Below are 21,485 nucleotides of genomic sequence, written 5' to 3' on the forward strand. Positions count from 1 at the left end.
ACGGAAGCCCAGCGGGAGCCGTGCCTGTCGACTCTCCGGGCACCCTGTTCGCCAGGCCAGGCGTGCTGGGGCCGGGGTCGCGGGCATAGCCGACGGCCTCCGCCATGCCGTTCCGTACGGTTGAACACTTAAGGGGACCCCGCACCGTGTGGGGCTGGGAGGAGTGAACGTGCACAGGCTTGGGCTGAGCACCCGGGTCGAGAACCACAGCGTGATCGTCAAGGTCGAAGGCGACCTCGACATCGCCACTGCGGGCGACCTCCACGAACATGTCCTGTCCGATGTCGACACGCACGGCCCGTGGATGATCCTCGACCTTTCGGAGCTGGACTTCATGGACTCCAGCGGGCTGAACGTCATCATCAACGCCTACCGGGCCGTCACGGAGCGGGGCGGAAGCCTCGCGCTCGCGGCTCCCAACGAACGGGTCACCAAGGTCGTACGCCTGGTCGGACTCCACCGCCAGGTTCCGGTACACAACACCGTCTCCGCCGCGGTCAACGCGATGGAGGCCCTGGAGGCCAAGCAGCAGGCCGGTTAGTTCCGTCGGCGGCGCCACCCGTCGCCAACGCTCCCCTCAGCGCTGGACACCACCACCCTCGAAGCCCGCAGCGCGGGCGCCGCCCCGGAGCCCGGCCCGTCGGACCCCGTCGGTCAGTGAAGGACCGGTTGCCGAGGTGCGCTCCCGCCGGCAGGCCGCCCCGCGGGGCACCGTGCCGGTCGCCGGGCCACGCCCCGGTCGCGGCCCGGCGACGGGGTCAGCACCACAGGCGGCGCATCGTCCCGTGGTTCTCCGCGGGACCGACAGTGATCTCGGCGATGCTGGGGTCGCCCCGGTCCGTCTCCGCGGCGACCCGGACGAGCCGGGTCTGTCCGCCGGGAACCCCGGCCGTGTCGCCTCCCGTGCACTCCCAGGTCTCGATGATGCGCCGTACCCGGTACATCTGGCCTCGCCAGGTGAACAGGGCCGGATGCCCGCTGGTGGTTTTCCGGACGTCGATCGGTTCGTTGTAGAGGCTCACGCGGTCAGGGTATCGAACACACGTTCGAGTTCCCAGTAGGTGCGCCACACGTCCGGAGTCCGATTGCGCCCCACTTTACGGCGGCGCGGGCCCGTGGCGCGCAGATTGCCACATCCGTCACACGCGCGGCGTCCCGACCGCCCCCCCGGGCGTGTCGCGTCCCTCCGGACGCCGCCACTGCCCGGCACCGACCGGCCGGTACGCCTATCCTGGGGGTCGGCGTCACAGAAAGCGGGATGGGCAGCATGACGGAAGCAAGCGGGAATCAGGAGGCCGCGCCCCGGGTGAGCACGGCTCCGGTGCCGGAACGGCTGCTGTCGGTCGCATCCCGGCTGTTCGCCGAGCGCGGCTTCGAACGGGTCTCGGTGCAGGAGCTGGTGGACACCGCCGGGGTCACCAAGGGTGCGATGTACCACTACTACTCCTCCAAGGAGGACCTGCTCTTCGCGGTGTACCAGCGCGTGCTGGCCATGCAGACGCGTCGGCTGAACGAGTACGCGAACGCCTCCGGCCCGGTCGAGGAGCGGCTGCACGCCGCCGCCGCGGACGTCGTCCACACCACGGTGCGCAACCTGGACGACACCGTCATCTTCTTCCGCTCGCTGCACATGCTCTCGCCCGACCGGCAGAACGCGGTCCGCAAGGAGCGCCGCGCCTACCACGAGCGCTTCCGCGAGATGGTCCTCGAGGGCCAACGCACGGGTGTCTTCCGCACCGACGTCCCGGCCGAGCTCGCCGTCACCCAGTACTTCGGCGCCGTGCACCACCTCGGCATGTGGTACAACCCGGAGGGTCAGCTGAGCGGCGCCGACGTCGGCGCGTACTTCGCCGACCTGTTCCTGGCGGGCCTGCGCCCGTAAACCGCCGCGGGCGGTTCGCGCACCGGAACGCCCGGCCTGGGCGTGGGAAGGCCGGACCCACCGTGCCGCGCCGCCATCGACCTTCTGGGCTCCGGGGACCTACGTTCCCAGGCGCCGGAGCTCGTTGGCGAGGTCGTCCAGGAACGCGTCCACGTGGGTGGGGTCGTACCCCGGTCGCGCCCGTGTGGTGGAGAACCGGGCCCGGTCGACGTCGGCGGACGTGAGGGTGGCCTTGTGCGGGGCGCCGCTCAGCAGGGCCTCCAGCGTTCCCTCCGCGCGGCGTAGGAACGCGTCCACCTCCTGCTCCTCGTAGCCGGTGGTGGCCCGGGTCGCGGGAAACGCCATATCCCGGATGCCCGAGGGGGTGATTCCGGCGGGTGGGCCTGGTGGCGGACCGGCAGAGGCGGGAGGAGCGGGCGGCCGGACTCCCGGTGGCGCTGGTGGGGCCGGTGGACCCGGTGGTCCCGGTGGGCCGTGCTGCGGCTGGTAGTGGGGAGGAGCCGCGGGGCCGGGGGGTCCACCAGCACCGGGCGGGCCCGCCTGCGGCGGTCCGGTGTCGGCGCTCAGACCGAGCGCGCGCAACTCGGCCGCGAGGAGGTCGAGGAAGGCGTCCACCTCGTCCTCGTCGTAACCGGGTCCCAACCGTGTGGTGCGGAACCGGGACGCCTCCACCTCCTCGGCGGTGACGAACCGTTCGGTCCGGGGGCCGCCGTGCAGCGCCGCCAGGGTGGCTTCCACCTGGTCGAGCAGCGCGTCGACGTCCTCCTCCTTGTACCCAGGACGCAGGCGCACCGTGTGGAATTGCTTGTTGCGGATGTCAGCCGGTTTCAGGGCCATACCACTATTGTGCAGACGGGCGGTTCCGACGCGGCCCCGCACCTCCGTCCCGGGTCCCGCGCCCCGGTGTGCCGGGAGGCGTGTTCCGGTCCGGACCCGGCGGGCCGCGCGGTCAGTGGAGCAGGTCGGGCCGGTAGTGCCGGAGGTGGGCGAGCAGGGGGTTGGACCGGTCGGCGCGGCCGGCGGCAGTGAACGAGACAGTGACCAGTTCCTGGCCCGTGTCGGGGTTACGCGGCTGCCTGGCGCGCTCCCCGCGCAGGTGGGAGGGGGCGCTGCCGGGGAACCAGCGCTCTCCCCAGCCGATGAGGACCTGGGAGCGGACTTTCAGGCTCGTGGCCTTCCCCAGGGCCACCGCCGTGTCCACCGACACGTCCCTCATGGTGGAGTACATGCGGGAGCGCCTGTCCACAACGGGGCCGACCCGGACGACGTCGGCCCACCTCAGCCGAGTTCACGTACCCGGCGCGGTCGCGCAGTTCCGCCCCGGTGGGGGAGGCCACGACAGTGGTTCCGGTGAACATCCGGCGCGTCCTGCGGACCAGTACGGCCAGGACCGCCGCGGCAACGGCCAGGCTGAACAGGAGCCCCAGCGCGAAGGCGCTTCCGAGGTCCGGGGTGAGCGCTGAGAAAACCGGCGTGCTGAAGAGCAGAACGACCAGGACGCACCCGGCGAGGCCGGGCAGCCAGGGGAGCAGCTGGCGCGCGTGGTCGCGGAACCCCGCCCCGGGCGACATCGGCGTGGCCGACGGGTGCTCGGGAGGGGGCCACTCGTGCCCGCCCTGGTGGTGGGGCGCCTGACTGCGGTGGTGCTGGTAGTGGTGGGGAGAACGATTCATGGCAGCAGGATAGGGAACCTCCGGCGGCCGCCGTTCCCCGGTGCCACGGCCGACCGGTGCCTGGGGGAACGGGAGTCAGTCCCGTCGCGCGTAGTGGGCGAGCCCGGAGGCCAGCGCGGCGCCGGCCCGCTCGCGCCACTGGCTGTCGGTGATCTTCTCCGCGTCGTCCGGATCGCGCATGTTGCCCACCTCGAGGAACACCTTGGGAACCGTGGACAGGTTGAGCCCGCCCAGGTCGGTGCGTTCGTCGATGCCCTCCTCCCCGATGTAGTCGGCGTAGGGCTGGTCCGCCTCCTCGCGGAAGGTGGTGCGGACGTCCTCGGCGAGCTGGCGGGACGGGCCGATGATGTCGGCGTTGGTGGAGTACCCGTCGATCTCGCCCGGGGTGATGACGTGGAACCCGCTTCCTCCGGAGGCCCCGTCGGCGTGGATGGAGACGGCGGCGTCGGCGTCCGCGTCGTTGCCGATCTCGGCGCGCTCGTTGACGCACGGGCCGACCCCGTCGTTGTCCTCACGGGTGAGGACGACCTCGGCCCCGTCGGACTCCAGCTCGTCGCGGACCACACGTGCCAGGTCCCAGGTGAACTCGTGCTCGTGGTACCCGTCCGCGGTCTCGGCGCCGACCGTGTCGCAGGACTTCTCCCCAGGGCCGGAGGGCACCTGCTCGGCGATCTCCTCGGCCGCGTCAGCGTTCCCGCCGTTGTGCCCGGGGTCGACGACGATCGTGGTTCCGGACAGTGGCCCCTGCTCCGTGGGCGGGGCGGTGCTGTTCCCGTCGCCGCTGTCGGGGCTCTCCCGGGAGTCGGTGGTGGGTGGTTCGGGACTGGAACCGTCGTCTCCGGCGACGGCGGAGCACCCCGTGAGGGCGAGGAGCACCGCCCCGGTGAGGAGAACGGGGGGAGCGAACCGGCGGGTCGGAGTGTGGGTGTGACGCATGTGTGCTCTCGGGGAGGGGACGTGAGGGTGGGAAAGGGGGGTGGGGAACACAACCTAACGGTTCCGCGGGAACATTTCGCGGGTATAACGCGTCATATCTTGAGATCTGTTGTCCCGTTGTCCCGATGGGAACGAACCCCCGCGAGGTGAGAACGATGCGCAAGTCCAACCGTGCCGCGGCCGGTGCGGCGGCGTGGCAGGCCGCCAGCGAGAGCGTGCGTCCCGGTAAGCCCTCCCTGCGGGAACGCGCCGGCGCCCTGCCGCGGATGCTCGGCGCGCGGCTGCGCGGCCGCTACACCGAGGTCCCCGCCTCCCGGCTGTTGCTGTTCGCCGTGGCCGTGCTCTACATCGTCTCTCCCATCGACCTGGTCCCCGAGATCTTCATCCCCGTGCTCGGGCTGGCCGACGACGTCGGGGTCGCCGTCTGGCTCACCAGGAGCGTGCTGACCGAGACCGAGCGGTACCTGACGTGGGAGCGGCACGGTCCCTACGTCCAGGGCCATGTCGTGGACTGACCCGCTGGACCGTCGTTCTCCCCTGGCCACGGGAACAGGTCCCCGTTGGCCGGGGGGTGGTCGCGCGCTGTCCGTCCCACACGCGTATGGTTTCTAGTTGCAAATAGTTCGCAACTAGTGGGACAGGCATGACGAAGCATCGACTCCTGATCGCGGCCGGCGCGTCCGTGGGGCTGCTCGCCACAGGATGCACGGCGGGTTCCGGCGGGGGCGACGACGGCGACACCCTGACCTACGCGCTGGGAGACGAACCCGAACAGCTGAACCCGGCGCTGGTCAGCGAGCATCTCGACCCGGTGACGGAGATGGTGTTCACCGGCCTCACCGCGCACGACGCCGACAACGAGGTCATCCCCGCCCTCGCCGAGGAGTGGGAGATCAGTGACGACGAGACGCACTACACCTTCACCCTGCGCGACGACGTGACCTGGCACGACGGGGAGCCGTTCACCGCCGCCGACGTCGTCTTCACCGTCGAGGGCATCCGGGACGGGGACCTCTCCACGAGCAACAAGTTCGCCAACGTCACCGACGTGGCCGCGACGGACGAGCACACCGTGGAACTGGAGCTCTCCGAGCCCACCCCGGCGCTGCTGGACAGCCTGTCCAACGGCATGCTCCCGGAACACGTCCTCGCCGGCAGCGGTGTCGACGCCCCCGACTTCGGCGCGAACCCGGTCGGTACCGGCCCGTTCGAGCTGGAGACCTGGAAGCACGGGGAGTACGCCGAACTCTCCGCGAACGAGGACTTCTACGGCGGTTCGCCCGGCCTGGACGGCATCACCGTCTCCTACGTCCCCGACGCGGCCACCCGCCTCATCCAGGTGGAGAACGGCGACGTGGACGCCGCGTCGCTGGCCCCGGAACAGGCCGACGAGTTCGAGGAGGGCGACGGTCTCCGCGCCGAGGTGTTCCCCACCGCCGACTACCGGGGCGTGATGTTCAACATGGACGGCGACCGGTTCGCCGACCCCGCGCCCCGGAAGGCGATGAACTACGCGGTGGACCGCGAGGCGATCGTGGACAGCGTGCTGCACGGGTACGGGTCCCCGGCGTCCGGGCCGCTGGACCGCAGCCGGTTCCACACCGACGCCGCCGACTACGGGTTCGACCCCGACCGGGTGGCGGAGATCATGACCGACGCGGGCTACGAACGCAACGAGGACGGCATCTGGGCCAAGGACGGCGAGCCCGTCGCGTTCGACCTCACCACGTTCGCCGAGGACGACCTGCGGGCCGCCATGGTCGAGGTGCTGGCGACCCAGTTCACCGAGCAGGGCTTCGACGTGACGGCCGACCCCCAGCCCCGCGACGCCGTGGACTGGGACAACTTCGACGCGTTCCTCATCGGGTGGGGAACCCCCTACGACCCGGACGGTTCCCTCTACGGCCCGTTCCACTCCTCCGAGGCACTGGACGAGGGCGGCTCCAACTACGGCAGCTACGCCGACGACGCCGTGGACGAGGCCCTGGAGCAGGGGCGCAGCACCAACGACCCCGACACCCGCGCCGACGCCTACGCCGACTTCCAGGAAGCGCTCGCGGACAACCCGCCCTACGTCTTCGTGTCCTACCTGGAGGCCGTCAACGTCGTCCCCGACGACCTGGGCGGAATCGAGGAGCGCACCCTGGCGCACCACGGCTACGGGTTCTTCTACAACGCCCAGGACTGGTCCTACGGTTCCGCCTGACCCGCCGGGAAACCCACCGGTGTGAAAGGAGAGCGCCATCCTGGCCTACACCGTCCGGCGCGCGGGGGCGGCCCTCGCCCTCGCCGCCGGGCTGTCCGTGTTCTGCTTCCTGCTGCTGGACCTCGCTCCCGGTGACCCCGCCCGGGCCGTGTTGGAGGCCCGGGCGGGCGGGCGCCCGGTCGGCACCGACGCCATCGCGGCACAGCGGGAGGCGATGGGGCTGACCGACCCGCTGTGGCAGCGCTACCTGGACTGGCTCGGCGGGCTGCTGCGCGGAAACCTCGGCGTGTCCTACATGAACGGGCGGCCCGTGGCGGACGAGATCACCGACACGCTGCCGTGGACACTGCTGCTCACCGCGGTGGCGATGCTGCTGAGCTTCACCGGCGCGGTCGCCGTGGGCCTGGCGGCGGGGCTGGCCCGCAGCGCCGCCCTGCGCCGCACCGTCGACACGGCGATGTTCGTGCTGGGCGGGGTCCCCGGTTTCGTGAGCGCGCTGCTCATCCTGTTCGTGTTCTCGGTGACGCTGGGGTGGTTCCCCTCGGGAGGGGTGGGCAGGCCCGGCGCGGAGGTGACCCCGGCGGCCGTGGCGTCCTCGGTGGTGCTGCCCGCCACGGCGCTGGCGTTCGGCCACCACTTCGGGGTGTACGTGCGGCTCGTGCAGACGGGGGTGGCCCGGGTGCGCGGCGCCGAGCACGTCACCAGCGCCCACGCGCGGGGAGTGGGGGCGTGGACCGTGCGCACGAGGCACATCCTCCGCCCGGGCCTCGTGCCGTTCGCGGCCCGGTTCGGGGTCGGCGCCGCCCAACTCCTCGCCGGCGCCTACACGGTCGAGCTCATCTTCGCGTGGCCGGGCATGGGGCGGCTGGCACTGGACGCGGCCCGGAGCCAGGACTACCCGGTGCTCCTCGCCGTGGTGCTGCTCACCGGCCTCATCGTGATCGCCGCCAACCTCTTGGGGGAGATAGCGACCGCCCGCCTGGACCCCCGCATCCGGCTGGTTTCGCAGAGTTAGCGAACAGCGTGCCGGACGGGGACCGGCACTGTGTGCGGCCCTCCCGGCGGTCCGGTTCCGGACCGCCGGAAACGGGAAGCGTAAAGTATGTAATTGCGAACTTTTTGCGAGAGAGCGTTGGAGGGAACGCGTGGCAACCGCCGGCCCGCGAAGGGCAGCCGGCCCATGAGCGGCACCACCGCCGACGCCGGCACCACGTCAGCCGTCCTCCGGCCGGGCCCCGGCCGGAGGGCCGCCGCGCCCGCGGGAGCCCGCCGCGCCGCGCTGTGGAGCGCGGCCGGGGTACTCGCCCTTCTGGGGACAGCGGCGGTGTTCGCGCCGTGGCTGGCCGGGACCGGTCCGGTCGCCACCGACACCACCGCCACCTCGCTCCCGCCCGGTTCGTCCGGGCACCCGTTGGGCACCGACCCGCTCGGCCGGGACCTGTACTCCCGCATGCTGTACGGGGCGCGGTACTCGCTGCTGGTCGGGCTGCTGTCCGGGGCGGCCACCGTCGCCGCGGGGACCGTGCTGGGCGCCCTGGCCGCGGTCGGACCGCGGTGGTTCGACGCGCTGGTCTCCCGTCTGGCGGACGCGCTGCTGGCACTGCCGATGATCCTGGTGGCGTTCGCGTTCGCCGCGGTCGCCGGTGCGTCGGTGACCACCGTGGTGCTGGCGATCGCCGCCACCGCCTGGATGCCGGTGGCGCTCGTCGCCCGGGCCGAGGTCCGTTCGCTGCGGGAGCGGGAGTTCGTCCGCGCCGCCCACTCGCTGGGACTCTCCCGGACACGGGTGTTCGCGCGCCACCTCGTGCCCAACGCCCTCCCTCCCATCGCTGCCATAGCGGCGTTCGAGGTGGGCCACGCCATCCTCACCGAGTCGACCCTGAGCTTCCTGGGGGTGGGCATCCCCCCGAACACACCGAGCTGGGGGAACCTGCTGACGGAGGCGCGTTCCCACCTGCTCACCGGACAGTGGTACACCGTGGCGTTCCCCGCCGCGGCGATCGTGGTCACGATCATCGCGGTGAACGTGCTCGCCACGAACCTGGACCAGCGCGCCTTCGCCGAAGGGGGAACGTGGTGACATCACCAGCCGGTCGCACACCGGTGCTGACCGTGTCGGGACTGGACGTCCGCATCGCCGCCCAACCGGTGGTCTCCGGGGTGGACCTCGAGCTCGCCCCCGGTTCGGTCACGGCACTGGTGGGCCGCAGCGGAAGCGGGAAGAGCCTCACCGCGCGGGCGTTGGCGGGCCTGCTTCCCGCAGGGGCGGCGGCGAGCGGCAGCGCCCGGCTCGCCGGCGACCCGCCGGTGGAACTGCTGGGCCTGCCGGAGCGCCGGATGCGCCGGCTGCGCGGGTCCGCACTCGGCTACGTGTTCCAGGAGTCCCGCGCGAGCCTGAACCCGACCGTGCCGGTCGGACGCCACCTGCGCGAGACGGTGCGGGCGCACGGCGTACCGCGCCGGAACAGGCGGAGCACGGTGCTGGAGGCGCTGCGCCGGGCGGGGCTCGACGAGCCGGAACGGATCTGCGGCGCCTACCCCTTCGAACTGTCCGGGGGCCAGGTGCAGCGTGCCGCCCTCGCCCTGGGGTGGGTGCTCGGCCCGCGGCTGCTGGTCGCCGACGAGGTCACCTCCGCGCTGGACCCGGTGACCCAGGCGGGGGTGCTGGACGTCCTGCGCGCCGACGCCCTCGCCGCGGGGCGGGCGGTACTGCTCATCACGCACGACCTCGCCGTCGCGTACCGCTGGGCGGACCGGGTGGCGGTGCTCGCCGAACCGGGCGGACAGCCGGGAGCGCGGCGGATCGTGGAGAGCGGCCCCGCCGCTCGGCTGTTGCGTGCGCCGGCCGACCCGTTCACCGCGGAGCTGGTACGGGCGAGCGGGCTCGCGCCGGCGGCCGGGGCGGTGCCCGCCGCCGCGCGTGCCCGGCGGGGTGGCGACCCGCGCGGGGCCGGAACGCGGCCGTTGGCGGGGGAGCGCGGATGAGCGCGGTACTCGCGTGCCGGGACGTGACCCGGGTGCTCGGCCGCCGGCGGCGGAGAGTGACCGCGTTGCAGGGGGTGAACCTGGACGTCGCCCCCGGGGAGTCGGTGGCCGTACTGGGGCTGAGCGGGTCCGGGAAGTCGACGCTCGTGGGGGTGCTGGCCGCGCTGGACCGTCCCCAGCGGGGAGAGGTCCGGGTGGACGGGACGGACGTGTGGTCGCTCTCGGAGCGTGGCCGCCGCGGCGTCCGGCGGCGCGTCGGCTGGGTGCCGCAGGACGCGCTGGGCTCGTTCGACCCGCGCTACACGGTGCGTGAGGTGGTGGCCGAGGGACTGCTCGCGCGGCGTTCCGCGGCCGGGGGGCCGGACGCGGACGAGCTGTGCGCGCGCGTCGGCCTCGCCGACGGCTTCGCGGAGCGGATGCCGGCCTCCCTCTCCGGCGGCGAGCGGCAACGGGTGGCTGTCGCCCGGGCACTGGCCACCGATCCGGAGGTGCTGCTCGCGGACGAACCCACGAGCGGGCTGGACGTGCTGGCTCAGGAACACGTGCTCGAGACGCTCACCCGGACCGGTCAGCACCGTTCGCTCGTGCTGGTGACGCACGACCCGCGCGTGGCCCGCAGGGTCGCGGACCGGGTGGTGGTCCTGGAGGGGGGTCGGCTGGTCGCGGACGTCGCCGCGTCCGAACTGCTCTCCAGTGGCCTCGCCGCCGTGGAGCGGTTGGTGGCGGCCATGCCGCTGGAGCGCGACCTCTGATCCGGTTTCCGGTGCTGGGCGGGACGCTGGGTCAGCGCCCCGCCCAACCAGCGGGAGAGCGACTCCCCCGCGGCATCCCCCCGGAGCCGGCACGATCCGGGGAGTTCACTCCGTACGTTGACTGGGAATGCCAGTCAACAGCGCGCGGACTTCGGTCTCGCGGTAACGGCGGTGCCCGCCCAAGGTCCGAATCGAGGTGAGTTTTCCTGCCTTTGCCCAGCGTGTGACGGTCTTGGGGTCCACGCGGAACATGGTGGCAACCTCGGCGGGGGTCAGCAGGGGCTCCGCCTCGGGCGTGCGAGTTGACATGTGTACGGCCTCTCCTCCTGGATCTGTGCGCCGATCCTGCGCCTTATCCTGGCACTTGGCCCGGATGTCCAATATTGCCCTCTAGGTCTATATTGGCATCACCCGAGGTGATAGCGCGACCACTTAACGCAACTTTGTCGGGTGGGAGGCCGCAAAGTCGCCCATGTGGTGCATCACGCTGAGTGATTCTAGCGATACGTTTAGTGGCTTGTGGCGTATTCGGTCAAAACTTCGCTCTCCGGCCCCGTTTTTCTTGATCCGACGGACCGGAAAGAGTGACCGATCCGGTCCGAAACGGGGATCGCGGTTCCGGATTGGCGCAACCGCCCTGCGGAGCGGTTGGTAGCTCCGTCCTCCCTCGTCGGCCGCTCTCCTGCGTATTCCGCCTCAGCGGCGCACGGCTGCCGGTGTAGTGGGTCCACTACGTATTCGGTGCACTACATCCTATAGCTGGGTGTGTGATCTGTTATGCCCATTTTCGGCGAAAATGACGCCAACTGTGAAGATCATATGGACATATCCGTCACGACGATGGGGGCGCGCCCCCGCGAACCCGGTCCTGTCGGGGCATCCCGCGCGGTCAGTTGGCGCGCTCGAGTTCCTGGACCGCCTTCCACCGCTGGGTCACCCGCCGGTACATGGCCATGGTCAGCTCGTCCTGGCCGGTCTCCAACCCGGTGATAGCGGCGTCCACCTCGGCCACCGACTCGTCGTCCCGCAGCTGTTCGTCGTCCAGCAGGTGCACCAACCCGCCGTAGTCGAGCTCGAGCAGCGCCTCCGGGTGGGCGATCCCGTTCAGCCAGTCCTCCAGCTGTTCCACGGAACGCAGCGGGGTGCTGTCCCCCAGGCTCTCGCCCAGCACGTGGATGGCGCGCTCCAACCGGCTCATGGCCGAGGAGAGCTCGGTTACGTAGAGCAGTGTCCGTGCCGGCGCTGACTCGTAGACACCGCCGTTGACCTCGGCCCCGCCGGTGGGCCGTTGCCCGTAGCCGCCGGCGTCGCCGCGCGGCAGCGCCTGGTCCTGTTCCGTCCCCAGCACCAGGCACCGTTCCTTGGAGTCGAACGGGACGAACCACGGCAGCGGCACCGTCCATGTGCTCGTGAGGATCTGGGTGCGCAGCGGCCTGCCGCGTTCCCGCCACCGCTGGAACGCCGACTCGGCCGCCTCGGTCTCCGCCTCGGGAATGAACATCGGGCACAGTTGCGTCGGCGTCTCCGAACGGAACTCGCGCAACCCCAGCCACGAGCGCAGCCGGGTCTGCCACGGGCAGATGTAGAGCTCGTCGCCCGCCCGCCGCACGTAGGCGTTCCTGCTCTCGTACCGGGGAGCGGGAATGGGCGGGGTGGCCACGAGCCGCCGCAGGCTTTCCCGGTGTTCGGCCGCTACCGCGTTTACACGTCGCGGACGGTCGGGAGAATCCGCGTAAGCGCGCCAGTACGCCTGGTCCTCGCTTGAGAACGCAGTTATCGGGTGGTAAACGCGGAGGTAGGCGGTGTAGGGAAGCACGATCGCATCGTGGCATATATCGTGGCCCGTGGCACTGCGAGCCGGAAAGGCGCGTCGGTGGCGGCGCGGGCTGGTTCCCGGCCCGTCCGGGAATCCGGTGCGCGTCCAGGGGCCTGCCGGATCCCGTCAGCGCCTCCGAACCGGGGGCAGCCCCGACGGGTGCTCGGGAGTCGGCGGGAGTCCCGTACCGGCGTGACCGGGGCTCGCCTGTGGCCCGTGCAGTGGTCCCCGGAGAAGATGGCGAACGTATACGTGCAATCACCAGGCTGACGCGGTATACCCATGTCACGGTTCCCGTGGCATGCCGCACGGGTCGATCGGCGTGGGTGGCGTAGGCAGGTTGCTTCCAAACCGGGTACGGTTGTACCCGTACGTACGCTGACGCCTGTCGTCAGTGCGGTGACGGCCGTCAGCCCGCAAGTGCGGTTTTGCTAGTGATCTGGGGTCAGAGAACCCAATCGTTGAGGGGGTCGAGCCAATGGGGCGCGGCCGAGCCAAGGCCAAGCAGCAGAAGGTCGCCCGGCGGTTGAAGTACAGCGCAGCCGGCCACACCGACCTTGATCGGCTGCGGTCGGAGCTGGGTGTCGCTGAGAAAGACGGTTCGTCGTCGGCGGATCCGTACGCGCCGGCGGAAGACGTCTATGCGGACCCTTACGACGAACTGATCGACCGTTATGCGGATTTCGCGGATGTGCCCCCGCGCGGTGAGAACACGACGACGGAAACGGTGGAGGAGTCCGACGCGTCGGATGGTTCGCGCTGAACCGTCGCTGTGGATCGCCTGTGGGGCGTGAATGCCGCATAACCGGATATAGCAGACAGACATAGCCGACTCGATCCGCTGAGGTGGCTCGGGTCGGCTTGTCTCTGTACGGGGGCGCCGTACACCCCCGCGGCCGGGGGCGGACTCAGGCATGTGTTCCCTCCAACCGGACCTCCCCGGCACCGGAGGCGACCGAGCCGGCCAGCCACGCCGGCACCCCCCGTTCGTTCAGCGTCCGCACAGCGCGGTCGGCGTCGTGCGCGGCGACCAGCGCGACCATGCCGACGCCCATGTTGAACGTGGCCTCCATGTCCTCTGGCGAGATCCCGCCGCGCTGGGCGAGGAACGAGAAGACCGGGCCGGGTGTCCACGTGCCGCGGTCCAACCGCGCGTGGAGGTCCTCCGGGAGGCAGCGGGCGAGGTTGGAGGCCAGTCCTCCTCCCGTCACGTGCGAGAACGCGTGCACCTCGACCTCGTCGACCAGTGCCAGGCAGTCGGGAGCGTAGATCCGCGTGGGGGTGAGCATGGCCTCACCCACCGGACCTCCCAGCTCGGGCGCGTACGTGTCGAGGTCCATTCCGAGGTCGTCCAGGATTCGCCGGACCAGCGAGTACCCGTTCGAGTGCGGGCCGGAGGAGGACATCGCGATGACGGCGTCCCCCGCCCGGACACGGTGCGGTCCGAGTACCCGGTCCCGGTCCACGATGCCGGTTCCCGCCGCCGACAGGTCGTACTCCTCGGGTTCCATGGCGCCGGGGTGTTCGGCCGTCTCCCCGCCCAGGAGGGCGCACCCCGCCTGCCGGCACCCCTCGGCGATCCCGCTGACGATCTCGGCGACGCGTTCGGGAACCACCGACCCGCAGGCGATGTAGTCCGTCAGGAACAGGGGCTCGGCACCGCTGACCACGAGGTCGTCGACCACCATCCCCACCAGGTCGATGCCGACGGTGTCGTGCCTGCCCATCGCCTGGGCCAGTAGCACCTTGGTGCCGACCCCGTCGGTGGAGGTGGCCAGGACCGGCGTGCGGTAGCGGCTGAGGTCGGGCTGGAACAGGCCGGCGAAGCCGCTGGGGTCGGACACCTGCTCCGGTCGCCGGGTGCGCGCCACGTGCTGCTTCATCAGGTCGACCGCGCGCTCGCCCGCCGCGACATCGACCCCGGCGGCCGCGTAGGCCGACGGGCTGTTCTCCTGGGAACCTTCTGCCACGCGAAACCTTTCCGATGCTTGGCTGGTGCTGCCGCGGCCGCGGCAGTCGACACGGGACGGGTGCGCCGCGGCGGCGCGGGGGAGCGCTACTGGTGGGCTCCGGAGGCCAGTGAGTCCTTCTCCGGCCCGCCACAGGACTTCTCCAGCAGGTACTTGTCCTGCAGGGTGGGGTCGACGTCGATCGGGTACTCACCGTCGAAACAGGCGCGGCAGAGCTGGTTCTTCGGTACCTGCGTGGCGGCGACGAGCTCGTCCAGCGCGATGAACGCCAACGAGTCGGCGCCGATCGAGTCGCGGATCTCCGGCACGGACAGGTTGCCCGCCAGCAGCTCGGACTTGGTGGCGAAGTCCACGCCGTAGTAGCACGGCCACATGATGGGCGGACTGGAGATACGGACGTGAACCTCGGCCGCCCCGGCCTCGCGCAGCATGGTGACCAGGGAGCGTTGCGTGTTGCCGCGCACGATGGAGTCGTCCACGACGATCAGCCGCTTGCCCGCGATGACGTCGCGCAGCGGGTTGAGCTTGAGCCGGATGCCGAGCTGGCGCAGTGACTGGCTGGGTTCGATGAACGTGCGGCCCACGTAGGAGTTCTTCACCAGCCCCTGGGCGAACGGGACCCCGCTGCCCTCGGCGTAGCCCACGGCGGCGGGTGTTCCCGACTCGGGGACGGGGATCACCAGGTCCGCGTCGACAGGGTGCTCCCGGGCGAGCCGTTTCCCCACCTCGACCCGGGCGGAGTTGACGTTGCGTCCGGCGATGGTGGTGTCGGGGCGGGCGAGGTAGACGTACTCGAACAGGCACCCCTTGGGTTCGGCCGGCGCGAAGCGGCGCGAACGCACCCCCCGGTCGTCCACGGTCACCAGCTCGCCGGGCTCGATCTCGCGCACCGGCGCCGCGCCGACGATGTCCAGCGCGGCCGTCTCACTGGCGGCCACCCAGCCGCCGCTCTCCAGCTGGCCCAGGACGAAGGGGCGTACCCCCTGCGGGTCGCGCGCGGCGTAGAGGGTGTTCTCGTCCATGAACACCAGGCAGAACGCGCCGCGTACGTGCGGCAGCAGCGCCATCGCCGCGTCCTCGGTGCTGGCTTCGGGACTGTTGGCGAGCAGCCCGGTGAGGATCTCCGTGTCGGTGGTCGCGTCGCGCTGGCCGGCCGGCAGCATCGCCGCCAGCTCCGCGGTGTTGATGAGGTTGCCGTTGTGGCCCAGGGCGAGGCCGCCGCCGCGCGCGGTGTGGAACGTCGGCTGTGCGTTCTCCCACACGGACGATCCGGTGGTGGAGTAGCGGCAGTGGCCGATCGCCACATGGCCGTGCAGCGACTCCAGGGTCGCCTCGTCGAAGACCTGGGAGACCAGTCCCATGTCCTTGTAGACGACGCTGCGTTCCCCGTCGCTCAGGGCCATGCCCGCGGACTCCTGGCCGCGGTGCTGCAACGCGTACAGTCCGAAGTAGGTGAGCTTGCTGACTTCTTCGCCGGGAGCCCACACGCCGAACACGCCGCAGGCGTCCTGCGGACCGCGGTCGGTCGGGGCGGTGCCGGTGCTGGGTCGGCCGTCGGATTGCGCCACGTCTCCCAGCGTAGTGGCTGCCTGCCGGGAAAACACCAGGCGGGTTACCGGGACGGCCACAACGGGAGCCACGGGGCCAGGTCCGCGCGGTTTCCGCTGGCCTCCACACTCCCCTCGGCGCGGGCCTGCTCCCAGGAGAGGCGGCCCGTGGCGAGACGGACCCAGGTGAGAGGGTCGGTCTGCACCGTGTTGGGCGGAGTGCCGCGCGTGTGGTGCGGCCCCGCGATGACCTGGACCGCGCTGAACGGCGGCACGCGCACCTCCACGCTGCGCCCCGGAGCGCGCTGGGCGAGCTCCGCCAGGCTGGAGCGCACGACAGCGCGCAGCGCCTCCCGCACGGGCTGCTGCCCGGCCTCGTGGGCGCGTACGACCGCCGAGGCGCACGCCGACAACGCCGCGGAGGGGTCGTTCCCGGTCTCCGCGGAGTGCGGCTGTTCCGCGGCGCTGTCCTCGCCCAACGCCGCGAGCTGGGACCGCAGCGCCGACAGCAGCGCCGCGTGGTGTCGCTGTGTTGCGGAGGACCTGGCGGGCATGGTCCCGAGGGTAACTCCTGTTCGGCGGGCCCCGCCGCCGCGGGGTTATGCCGATGGGGCCGTCGAAGACAGTTGCCCTGGGCGGCCTACCCGTGGAAACTGGCTTCGGACGGATTTATCCGATCCGATCGGTGAACGCCGGATGTCGGGCGTGTGGAGGAGGAGATGGGTGGCTGCCCAGCAGGGGTGTCCGTGCGCATGGAGCGGGCGGACGGGCCGCCCGTACACGCCCGGTGGCGGGGCGCGTCGGTTCCTACGAGCGGTGCGCTGCCCAGCGACGGTTAGGATGAACACGGCACCATGCCGGGTTTCGGTTACTGGTGCGCTGAAAACCGGATTATGAGGGAAATGTTCCCGGAAACGCCGCAACAGGCTCGGGCGGGCACTGTGGTGTCCGCCGCTACCCGTGCCCGAGGAGTGGTACGGCCGGACAAGCACCGCACTCCGGGAGATAGATGTGCGCTTGCGCCTGACTCCGCGTGATGACAGCTACTACGAGATGTTCGCCGACTCGGCGAACAATCTGGTCATCGGGGCGCGTCTGCTGGTCGAGCTGATCAGCGACGGTGCCGACCGTGACGCCATCACGGAGAAGATGCGTGCCTGCGAGCACGCGGGAGACGACAGGACACACGCGATCATGCGAAGACTCAACGAGAGCTTCGCCACACCGTTCGATCGGGAGGACATATACCGGCTGGCTTCCTGCCTGGACGACGTCATGGACTGCATGGAAGCCGCCGTGGATCTGATCGGCCTGTACGGACTGGACCGGCTACCCAAGGGGATCATCGACCAGGTCGAGGTGCTGGAGCGCTCCGCGGAGCTGACAGCAGAGGCCATGCCGCGGTTGCGCTCGATGAAGGGCCTCACGCGGTACTGGATCGAGATCAACCAGCTGGAGAACCAGGCCGACCAGATCTACCGGCGGCTGTTGGCCCGGTTGTTCAGCGGTGAGTACGACGCCCTCACCGTGCTCAAGCTCAAGGACGTCATCGAGGAGCTGGAGACGGCGGCCGACGCGTTCGAGCACGTGGCGAACACGGTGGAGAGCATCGCCGTCAAGGTGTCCTGAGGCCGTCTCTCGCTCGTGACGCCGGTGGGACGGGACGGTGCGCGCCTTCCGCCGTGAGAAGCCACCATGGGAGGCGGAACGTACTAGGGTCCGTTTGGTGGAGAGAGGGGAAGCGAGTGGCTGAGCAGTACCGGATCAACGTTCCCGGGGACGCGCTGCGGGAGATCGTCGGCAACATCGACTGGCTGACGAACCAGGCTCCGGAGGAGCAGGAGGAGATCTCCCGTCTGGTGGTGGTCATCGAGGCCTTCGGGTTGAAGGGCCAGCTCCTCCCGCTCTCCCTCAAACAGGCGCAGCTCCTCGCCGCTCCCGGTCTGTGGGGCATCCGCCGCCACGACTACGAGAACTACATGGCCCAGTTCAAGTCGCTTCTCATCGACCACGGGCGGGTCGACCTCGGCGTGTGACCCCGGCCGGAGGCGGTGGCGTCCCCGGCCCCGTGCCACGCTCCGGTCTCCTGGCGTTCGGTACGCACTGTGGAGCCAGTGCCAGGCTCAGCCGCCGAGCCTGGCACTGGCTCCACAGCCGTTGCGGCGGGACCTAGCCCACGCGGGGAACACGGGTCACCGTGTTGGTGCCGTCCCCGTTCCCGTAGTCCGAGCCGTCGGTGTAGATCCGCACCCGGTCGCACCGGAAGTCGGCGGTGGTCGGCGTGTTCTCCCGCAGCACACGCGCGGTGACGTCGGGGTTCTCGGCTTCCACGGTCTCGCTCGCCTCCCGGGCGTCGGCGCCGAGCAGCTCGGGCCACTCCTGTTTGCCGTCGCACTGGGAGCTCTGGTGCCGGGGCATGGTGAGGTGGTCGCCCGCCACGGCGGCGCTGGCGGCCGGTGCGCCCGCGGCGAGCGTGGCGGCGGTGGTCAGCAGGAAAACGGCAGCGGTGGTGCGGCCCATACGGAAACGCCTTTCCTCCACGACAGTGAACACCGTGAATGTATCACTCTGTGCTCATGTAATGTCACGGAAAATGACTATCCGAGGGATGGGCGCCCACACCCGGTAGCGGTACCGGAGGGGACCGGCGGGCCGGCTACCGGAGGCGGAGGCGGGGGCGGCGCACCGCCGGCTTACCCGAACCGGCCGGTGATGTAGTTCTCGGTCTCCTTCGACTCCGGTTTCGTGAAGATCTTGTTGGTGTCGTCCATCTCGATGAGCCTGCCCGGCTCACCGGTCCCGGCGAGGTTGAAGAACGCCGTCCGGTCGCTCACCCGTGCCGCCTGCTGCATGTTGTGCGTGACGATCACGATGGTGTAGTTCTCCTTGAGCTTGGAGATCAGGTCCTCGATCGCCAGCGTGGAGATCGGGTCGAGTGCCGAGCACGGCTCGTCCATGAGCAGCACCTCGGGTTCGACCGCGGTGGCGCGGGCGATGCACAGGCGCTGCTGCTGTCCGCCGGAGAGGCTGGCGCCCGGTTTGCCCAACCGGTCCCTGACCTCCTCCCACAGGTTCGCGTCCCGCAGTGAACGCTCGACGATCTCGTCGGCCTTCTCCTTGCCGAGCCGCTTGTTGTTGAGCTTCGCCCCGGCGATGACGTTGTCGTAGATGGACATCGTGGGGAACGGGTTGGCGCGCTGGAACACCATGCCGATCTCGCGGCGTACCGCCACCGGGTCGACGTCGGGGCCGTAGATGTCGACGTCGTCCAACATCACCTTGCCATCGACGCGGGCGTTGGGCGCCACCTCGTGCATCCGGTTCAGGGTGCGCAGGAACGTCGATTTGCCGCACCCGGAGGATCCGATGAACGCGGTCACGGACCGCGGCTCGATCGTCATCGAAACGTCCTCCACGGCCAGGAAGTCGCCGTAGTAGACGTGCAGTCCGGAGACGTCAATTCGTTTGGCCACGGGAGTAGTTCCTCCGGTTCTCACAAGTGGGTCTGGATCTCGTTGTCAGGAGGCGCTCAACGCCGGGTCTTCGGCGCGAAGAACCGGGACACCATCCGCGCGAGGAAGAACAGCAGCATCACGATGAGGATCAACGTCAGCGCGGCGGCCCAGGCGCGGTCGTAGTCCTGTTCGCCGCCCAGGCGGACCTGGGAGTAGATGAACACCGGAAGGCTCATCATCTGGCCGTCGAAAAGGTTCCAACTGATCTTGGAGGCCGCCATGCCCGCGGTGAGCATGAGCGGGGCCGTCTCTCCGATAACGCGTGCCAGAGCGAGCATGATTCCCGTCGTGATGCCGGCCACCGCGTTGGGCAGCACCACCTTGACCACGGTGAGCCATTTCGGCACCCCCAGGGCGTAGGAGGCCTCACGCAGCTCGTCGGGGACCAGCCGCAGCATCTCCTCGCTGGAGCGCACCACCACGGGGATCATCAGCACCGACAGCGCCACGGCGCCGGCGGCGCCGTTCGTCTCTCCGGGGCCGAACAGCATCATCCACAGCGCGACGACGAACAGGCCGGCGACGATCGAGGGGATACCGACCATGACGTCGACGAAGAAGGTGATGGCCTGTTTCAGTCTCCCGCGCCCGTACTCCACGAGGTAGATCGCGGTCATCAGCCCGATCGGGACCGAGATGAGCGTCGCGAAACCGGTGATCATCACGGTCCCGACGATCGCGTGGTAGACCCCGCCGGCTTCCATGCTGGGCAGCACCCCGTTCATGGAAACGGTCAGGAAGTAACCGTCGAACCGTGCCATCCCGTTGACCACCACGGTCCACAGCAGCGACACCAGCGGCACCATGGCCACGATGAAGCAGCAGTAGACGACGCCCGTCACGAGGCGGTCCTTGGCGCGCCGGGAGTTCTCCATGATCCCGGAGGCGACGCCGATGGCCGTCAGGTAGAGCGCGGCGGTGAGCAGCCCGAACGTCACGACATGGAACACGTCCAGGGCGAACAGCCCGCCGCCGACGACAGCGGCCGTCACCGCCAGCAGGACGGGCTCGGTGTAGCGCGGGAGCGAACCGGTCCGCAGCGCGGACGTGTGGGAGGAAGGACCCTCGCCCGCGGCGCCGGTGGAAGCTGGTTGCGTCGTGGTAGTCATCTTAGGAGAACTCCTTGCGCCGCGCGACGACGAACCGCGCACCCATGTTGACGATCAGGGTGATCGCGAAGAGCACCAGGCCGGCGGCGATCAGCGCGGACACGCCGTAGCCGGTGGCCTCCGGGTACTGCAGCGCGATGTGGGCCGCGATGGTCTGGTTCCCGCTCTGGAGCAGGTTGGGGGAGATGACCAGGGAGGGCGAGAGGATCATCGCCACCGCCATGGTCTCGCCGAGGGCGCGCCCCAGTCCGAGCATGGCGCCGCCGATGACCCCGGGGCGGCCGAAGGGCAGGACGGCGGTGCGGATCATCTCCCACCGGGTCGCTCCCAGCGCCAGCGCGGCCTCCCGGTGCGGTTGCGGCACCTGGTAGAAGACGTCGCGGGACATGGCGGTGATGATCGGCAGGATCATGACCGCGAGCACGATGCCCGCGCTCAGGATCGTCCGGCCCGTGGTGGAGACCGGACCCGCGAACAGCGGTATCCACCCCAGGTAGCGTTCCAGCGTCTCGTAGAACGGGGCGAGCTGGACGACGAGGAACCCGATTCCCCACAGCCCGTAGACGACGCTGGGGATCGCGGCCAGCAGGTCGACGACGTAGCCCAGGACCGCCGCGATGCGCCGCGGCGCGTAGTAGACGATGAACAGTGCGATCCCGATGGCGACGGGGGTCGCGAGCAGCAGGGCGAGCCCGGCGGCGAGCACCGTGCCGAAGACCAGCGCGGCGACACCGAACGCCGGGTCCTCACGGGTGCTCGCGTCCCACTTCTCGGTGGTGAAGAAGTTCGCCGTGTTGGCCTGCAGCGAATCTGTCGACTGGATGACGAGGAAGAGGGCGACCCCCGCGAGGATCGCGAGGATCAACACGCCCGAGCCGCGTGCGGCGTTGGCGAAGAAGACGTCGCCGAGGCGGCGGGCGCGTTTGCCCTGTGGCGCTGGAGGCGCCGGTGACGAGTCCGTGGTGGTCATTGATGACTCCGGTGCGGATGGGCCGGATATTCACCCGTGGGCGAGTATTTTCGGTCCATGCCTGACGTGCGATGACAAGGCCTGTTACATTCTGACGCCTGTCCGGGGGCGGTGCGACCATGAC

25 protein-coding genes are annotated in these 21,485 nt (G+C 70.3%); 12 read left to right on the forward strand and 13 right to left on the reverse strand.

Annotated elements, in window-relative coordinates:
• Positions 1–169 precede the first annotated feature (169 nt).
• The gene (locus tag FHX37_RS20665) at positions 170–541 is read left to right on the forward strand and encodes an STAS domain-containing protein (RefSeq protein WP_141925948.1); all 372 of its coding nucleotides are present in this window, start codon (positions 170–172) and stop codon (positions 539–541) included.
• Between the two features lie 217 nt (positions 542–758).
• On the opposite strand, the gene FHX37_RS20670 is transcribed toward FHX37_RS20665, so the two are convergent.
• Positions 759–1,022: a DUF6504 family protein gene (locus tag FHX37_RS20670; protein ID WP_141925950.1), complete on the reverse strand. Its 264-nt coding sequence runs from the start codon at positions 1,020–1,022 to the stop codon at positions 759–761.
• Positions 1,023–1,267: 245 nt separating this feature from the next.
• On the opposite strand from FHX37_RS20670, the gene FHX37_RS20675 reads away from it, so the two are divergent.
• Complete coding sequence (locus tag FHX37_RS20675) at positions 1,268–1,882, forward strand: TetR/AcrR family transcriptional regulator (protein ID WP_141925951.1); 615 nt, start codon at positions 1,268–1,270, stop codon at positions 1,880–1,882.
• 99 nt (positions 1,883–1,981) lie between these two features.
• Here FHX37_RS20675 and FHX37_RS20680 read toward each other — a convergent pair whose 3' ends face one another.
• Both FHX37_RS20680 and FHX37_RS20685 read right to left on the reverse strand, forming a co-directional pair.
• Positions 1,982–2,719: a DivIVA domain-containing protein gene (locus FHX37_RS20680; protein ID WP_141925952.1), complete on the reverse strand. Its 738-nt coding sequence runs from the start codon at positions 2,717–2,719 to the stop codon at positions 1,982–1,984.
• A 112-nt stretch (positions 2,720–2,831) separates the two neighbouring features.
• Positions 2,832–3,089 carry a hypothetical protein gene (locus tag FHX37_RS20685; protein ID WP_141925954.1) on the reverse strand — a complete coding sequence of 86 codons (258 nt, stop codon included), beginning with the start codon at positions 3,087–3,089 and terminating at the stop codon, positions 2,832–2,834.
• Between FHX37_RS20685 and FHX37_RS20690 the strand changes: the two genes are divergently transcribed.
• Positions 3,076–3,345, forward strand: coding sequence for a hypothetical protein (locus tag FHX37_RS20690; RefSeq protein WP_141925956.1), 270 nt, complete (start codon positions 3,076–3,078; stop codon positions 3,343–3,345). The two genes, FHX37_RS20685 and FHX37_RS20690, sit on opposite strands and share 14 nt — an antisense overlap.
• 285 nt (positions 3,346–3,630) lie before the next feature.
• Here FHX37_RS20690 and FHX37_RS20695 read toward each other — a convergent pair whose 3' ends face one another.
• A complete protein-coding gene (locus tag FHX37_RS20695; RefSeq protein WP_141925958.1) occupies positions 3,631–4,491 on the reverse strand; it encodes an N-acetylmuramoyl-L-alanine amidase in 861 nt (286 codons plus the stop codon).
• Positions 4,492–4,646: 155 nt separating this feature from the next.
• Between FHX37_RS20695 and FHX37_RS20700 the strand changes: the two genes are divergently transcribed.
• The 6 genes from FHX37_RS20700 to FHX37_RS20725 all read left to right on the forward strand — a co-directional run bounded on the left by FHX37_RS20700 (position 4,647) and on the right by FHX37_RS20725 (position 10,434).
• Complete coding sequence (locus FHX37_RS20700) at positions 4,647–5,006, forward strand: YkvA family protein (protein ID WP_141926269.1); 360 nt, start codon at positions 4,647–4,649, stop codon at positions 5,004–5,006.
• Between the two features lie 128 nt (positions 5,007–5,134).
• Complete coding sequence (locus tag FHX37_RS20705) at positions 5,135–6,697, forward strand: ABC transporter substrate-binding protein (protein WP_141925960.1); 1,563 nt, start codon at positions 5,135–5,137, stop codon at positions 6,695–6,697.
• 40 nt (positions 6,698–6,737) lie between these two features.
• Complete coding sequence (locus FHX37_RS20710) at positions 6,738–7,712, forward strand: ABC transporter permease (RefSeq protein WP_141925962.1); 975 nt, start codon at positions 6,738–6,740, stop codon at positions 7,710–7,712.
• Between the two features lie 165 nt (positions 7,713–7,877).
• Entirely contained in the window at positions 7,878–8,777 is a 900-nt protein-coding gene (locus FHX37_RS20715) for an ABC transporter permease (RefSeq protein ID WP_141925964.1), read from the forward strand.
• Positions 8,774–9,682: an ATP-binding cassette domain-containing protein gene (locus FHX37_RS20720; protein ID WP_141925966.1), complete on the forward strand. Its 909-nt coding sequence runs from the start codon at positions 8,774–8,776 to the stop codon at positions 9,680–9,682. Before FHX37_RS20715 ends, FHX37_RS20720 begins: the two co-directional genes overlap by 4 nt.
• Positions 9,679–10,434, forward strand: a complete 756-nt coding sequence (locus tag FHX37_RS20725) for an ABC transporter ATP-binding protein (protein WP_141925968.1) — start codon at positions 9,679–9,681, stop codon at positions 10,432–10,434. The genes FHX37_RS20720 and FHX37_RS20725 overlap by 4 nt, the downstream gene beginning before the upstream one ends.
• A 105-nt stretch (positions 10,435–10,539) precedes the next feature.
• Here the strand turns inward: FHX37_RS20725 and bldC are convergent, their stop codons facing one another.
• Both bldC and FHX37_RS20735 read right to left on the reverse strand, forming a co-directional pair.
• Positions 10,540–10,743, reverse strand: a complete 204-nt coding sequence (bldC, locus tag FHX37_RS20730; RefSeq protein ID WP_141925970.1) for a developmental transcriptional regulator BldC — start codon at positions 10,741–10,743, stop codon at positions 10,540–10,542.
• A 580-nt stretch (positions 10,744–11,323) separates the two neighbouring features.
• Positions 11,324–12,250 (reverse strand): hypothetical protein, encoded by a 927-nt coding sequence (locus FHX37_RS20735; protein ID WP_141925972.1) that lies wholly within the window; start codon positions 12,248–12,250, stop codon positions 11,324–11,326.
• A gap of 478 nt (positions 12,251–12,728) precedes the next feature.
• Between FHX37_RS20735 and FHX37_RS20740 the strand changes: the two genes are divergently transcribed.
• Complete coding sequence (locus tag FHX37_RS20740) at positions 12,729–13,013, forward strand: DUF3073 domain-containing protein (protein ID WP_141925973.1); 285 nt, start codon at positions 12,729–12,731, stop codon at positions 13,011–13,013.
• A gap of 145 nt (positions 13,014–13,158) precedes the next feature.
• Here the strand turns inward: FHX37_RS20740 and purM are convergent, their stop codons facing one another.
• From purM to FHX37_RS20755, 3 genes are all read right to left on the reverse strand, one after another.
• Entirely contained in the window at positions 13,159–14,220 is a 1,062-nt protein-coding gene (gene purM, locus FHX37_RS20745) for a phosphoribosylformylglycinamidine cyclo-ligase (RefSeq protein ID WP_141925974.1), read from the reverse strand.
• 86 nt (positions 14,221–14,306) lie between these two features.
• Positions 14,307–15,788, reverse strand: a complete 1,482-nt coding sequence (purF, locus tag FHX37_RS20750; protein ID WP_246062480.1) for an amidophosphoribosyltransferase — start codon at positions 15,786–15,788, stop codon at positions 14,307–14,309.
• 44 nt (positions 15,789–15,832) lie between these two features.
• Complete coding sequence (locus FHX37_RS20755; RefSeq protein WP_141925975.1) at positions 15,833–16,321, reverse strand: sterol carrier family protein; 489 nt, start codon at positions 16,319–16,321, stop codon at positions 15,833–15,835.
• Between the two features lie 457 nt (positions 16,322–16,778).
• Between FHX37_RS20755 and FHX37_RS20760 the strand changes: the two genes are divergently transcribed.
• A complete protein-coding gene (locus FHX37_RS20760) occupies positions 16,779–17,396 on the forward strand; it encodes a DUF47 domain-containing protein (RefSeq protein WP_141925976.1) in 618 nt (205 codons plus the stop codon).
• 116 nt (positions 17,397–17,512) lie between these two features.
• Positions 17,513–17,803, forward strand: coding sequence for a hypothetical protein (locus tag FHX37_RS20765; protein ID WP_141925977.1), 291 nt, complete (start codon positions 17,513–17,515; stop codon positions 17,801–17,803).
• 133 nt (positions 17,804–17,936) lie between these two features.
• Here the strand turns inward: FHX37_RS20765 and FHX37_RS20770 are convergent, their stop codons facing one another.
• The 4 genes from FHX37_RS20770 to pstC form a co-directional block, all read right to left on the reverse strand.
• Complete coding sequence (locus tag FHX37_RS20770) at positions 17,937–18,287, reverse strand: serine protease inhibitor (RefSeq protein ID WP_141925978.1); 351 nt, start codon at positions 18,285–18,287, stop codon at positions 17,937–17,939.
• A gap of 173 nt (positions 18,288–18,460) precedes the next feature.
• On the reverse strand, positions 18,461–19,240 hold the full coding sequence (gene pstB / locus FHX37_RS20775; protein WP_141925979.1) for a phosphate ABC transporter ATP-binding protein PstB: 780 nt from the start codon (positions 19,238–19,240) through the stop codon (positions 18,461–18,463).
• 56 nt (positions 19,241–19,296) lie between these two features.
• Positions 19,297–20,391, reverse strand: coding sequence for a phosphate ABC transporter permease PstA (gene pstA / locus FHX37_RS20780; protein WP_141925980.1), 1,095 nt, complete (start codon positions 20,389–20,391; stop codon positions 19,297–19,299).
• A 1-nt stretch (position 20,392) separates the two neighbouring features.
• Complete coding sequence (gene pstC / locus FHX37_RS20785; protein ID WP_141925981.1) at positions 20,393–21,361, reverse strand: phosphate ABC transporter permease subunit PstC; 969 nt, start codon at positions 21,359–21,361, stop codon at positions 20,393–20,395.
• Positions 21,362–21,485 lie beyond the last annotated feature (124 nt).

This window comes from Haloactinospora alba (assembly GCF_006717075.1).
GTDB lineage: Bacteria > Actinomycetota > Actinomycetes > Streptosporangiales > Streptosporangiaceae > Haloactinospora > Haloactinospora alba.

Bases quoted from the DNA above. Each gene is read 5' to 3' on its own strand.
- FHX37_RS20675 (WP_141925951.1), top strand. From the start codon at position 1,268: ATGACGGAAGCAAGCGGGAATCAGGAGGCCGCGCCCCGGGTGAGCACG.
- FHX37_RS20680 (WP_141925952.1), bottom strand. From the start codon at position 2,719: ATGGCCCTGAAACCGGCTGACATCCGCAACAAGCAATTCCACACGGTG.
- FHX37_RS20695 (WP_141925958.1), bottom strand. From the start codon at position 4,491: ATGCGTCACACCCACACTCCGACCCGCCGGTTCGCTCCCCCCGTTCTC.
- FHX37_RS20700 (WP_141926269.1), top strand. From the start codon at position 4,647: ATGCGCAAGTCCAACCGTGCCGCGGCCGGTGCGGCGGCGTGGCAGGCC.
- FHX37_RS20705 (WP_141925960.1), top strand. From the start codon at position 5,135: ATGACGAAGCATCGACTCCTGATCGCGGCCGGCGCGTCCGTGGGGCTG.
- FHX37_RS20715 (WP_141925964.1), top strand. From the start codon at position 7,878: ATGAGCGGCACCACCGCCGACGCCGGCACCACGTCAGCCGTCCTCCGG.
- FHX37_RS20725 (WP_141925968.1), top strand. From the start codon at position 9,679: ATGAGCGCGGTACTCGCGTGCCGGGACGTGACCCGGGTGCTCGGCCGC.
- bldC (WP_141925970.1), bottom strand. From the start codon at position 10,743: ATGTCAACTCGCACGCCCGAGGCGGAGCCCCTGCTGACCCCCGCCGAG.
- FHX37_RS20740 (WP_141925973.1), top strand. From the start codon at position 12,729: ATGGGGCGCGGCCGAGCCAAGGCCAAGCAGCAGAAGGTCGCCCGGCGG.
- FHX37_RS20755 (WP_141925975.1), bottom strand. From the start codon at position 16,321: ATGCCCGCCAGGTCCTCCGCAACACAGCGACACCACGCGGCGCTGCTG.
- FHX37_RS20770 (WP_141925978.1), bottom strand. From the start codon at position 18,287: ATGGGCCGCACCACCGCTGCCGTTTTCCTGCTGACCACCGCCGCCACG.
- pstA (WP_141925980.1), bottom strand. From the start codon at position 20,391: ATGACTACCACGACGCAACCAGCTTCCACCGGCGCCGCGGGCGAGGGT.
- pstC (WP_141925981.1), bottom strand. From the start codon at position 21,361: ATGACCACCACGGACTCGTCACCGGCGCCTCCAGCGCCACAGGGCAAA.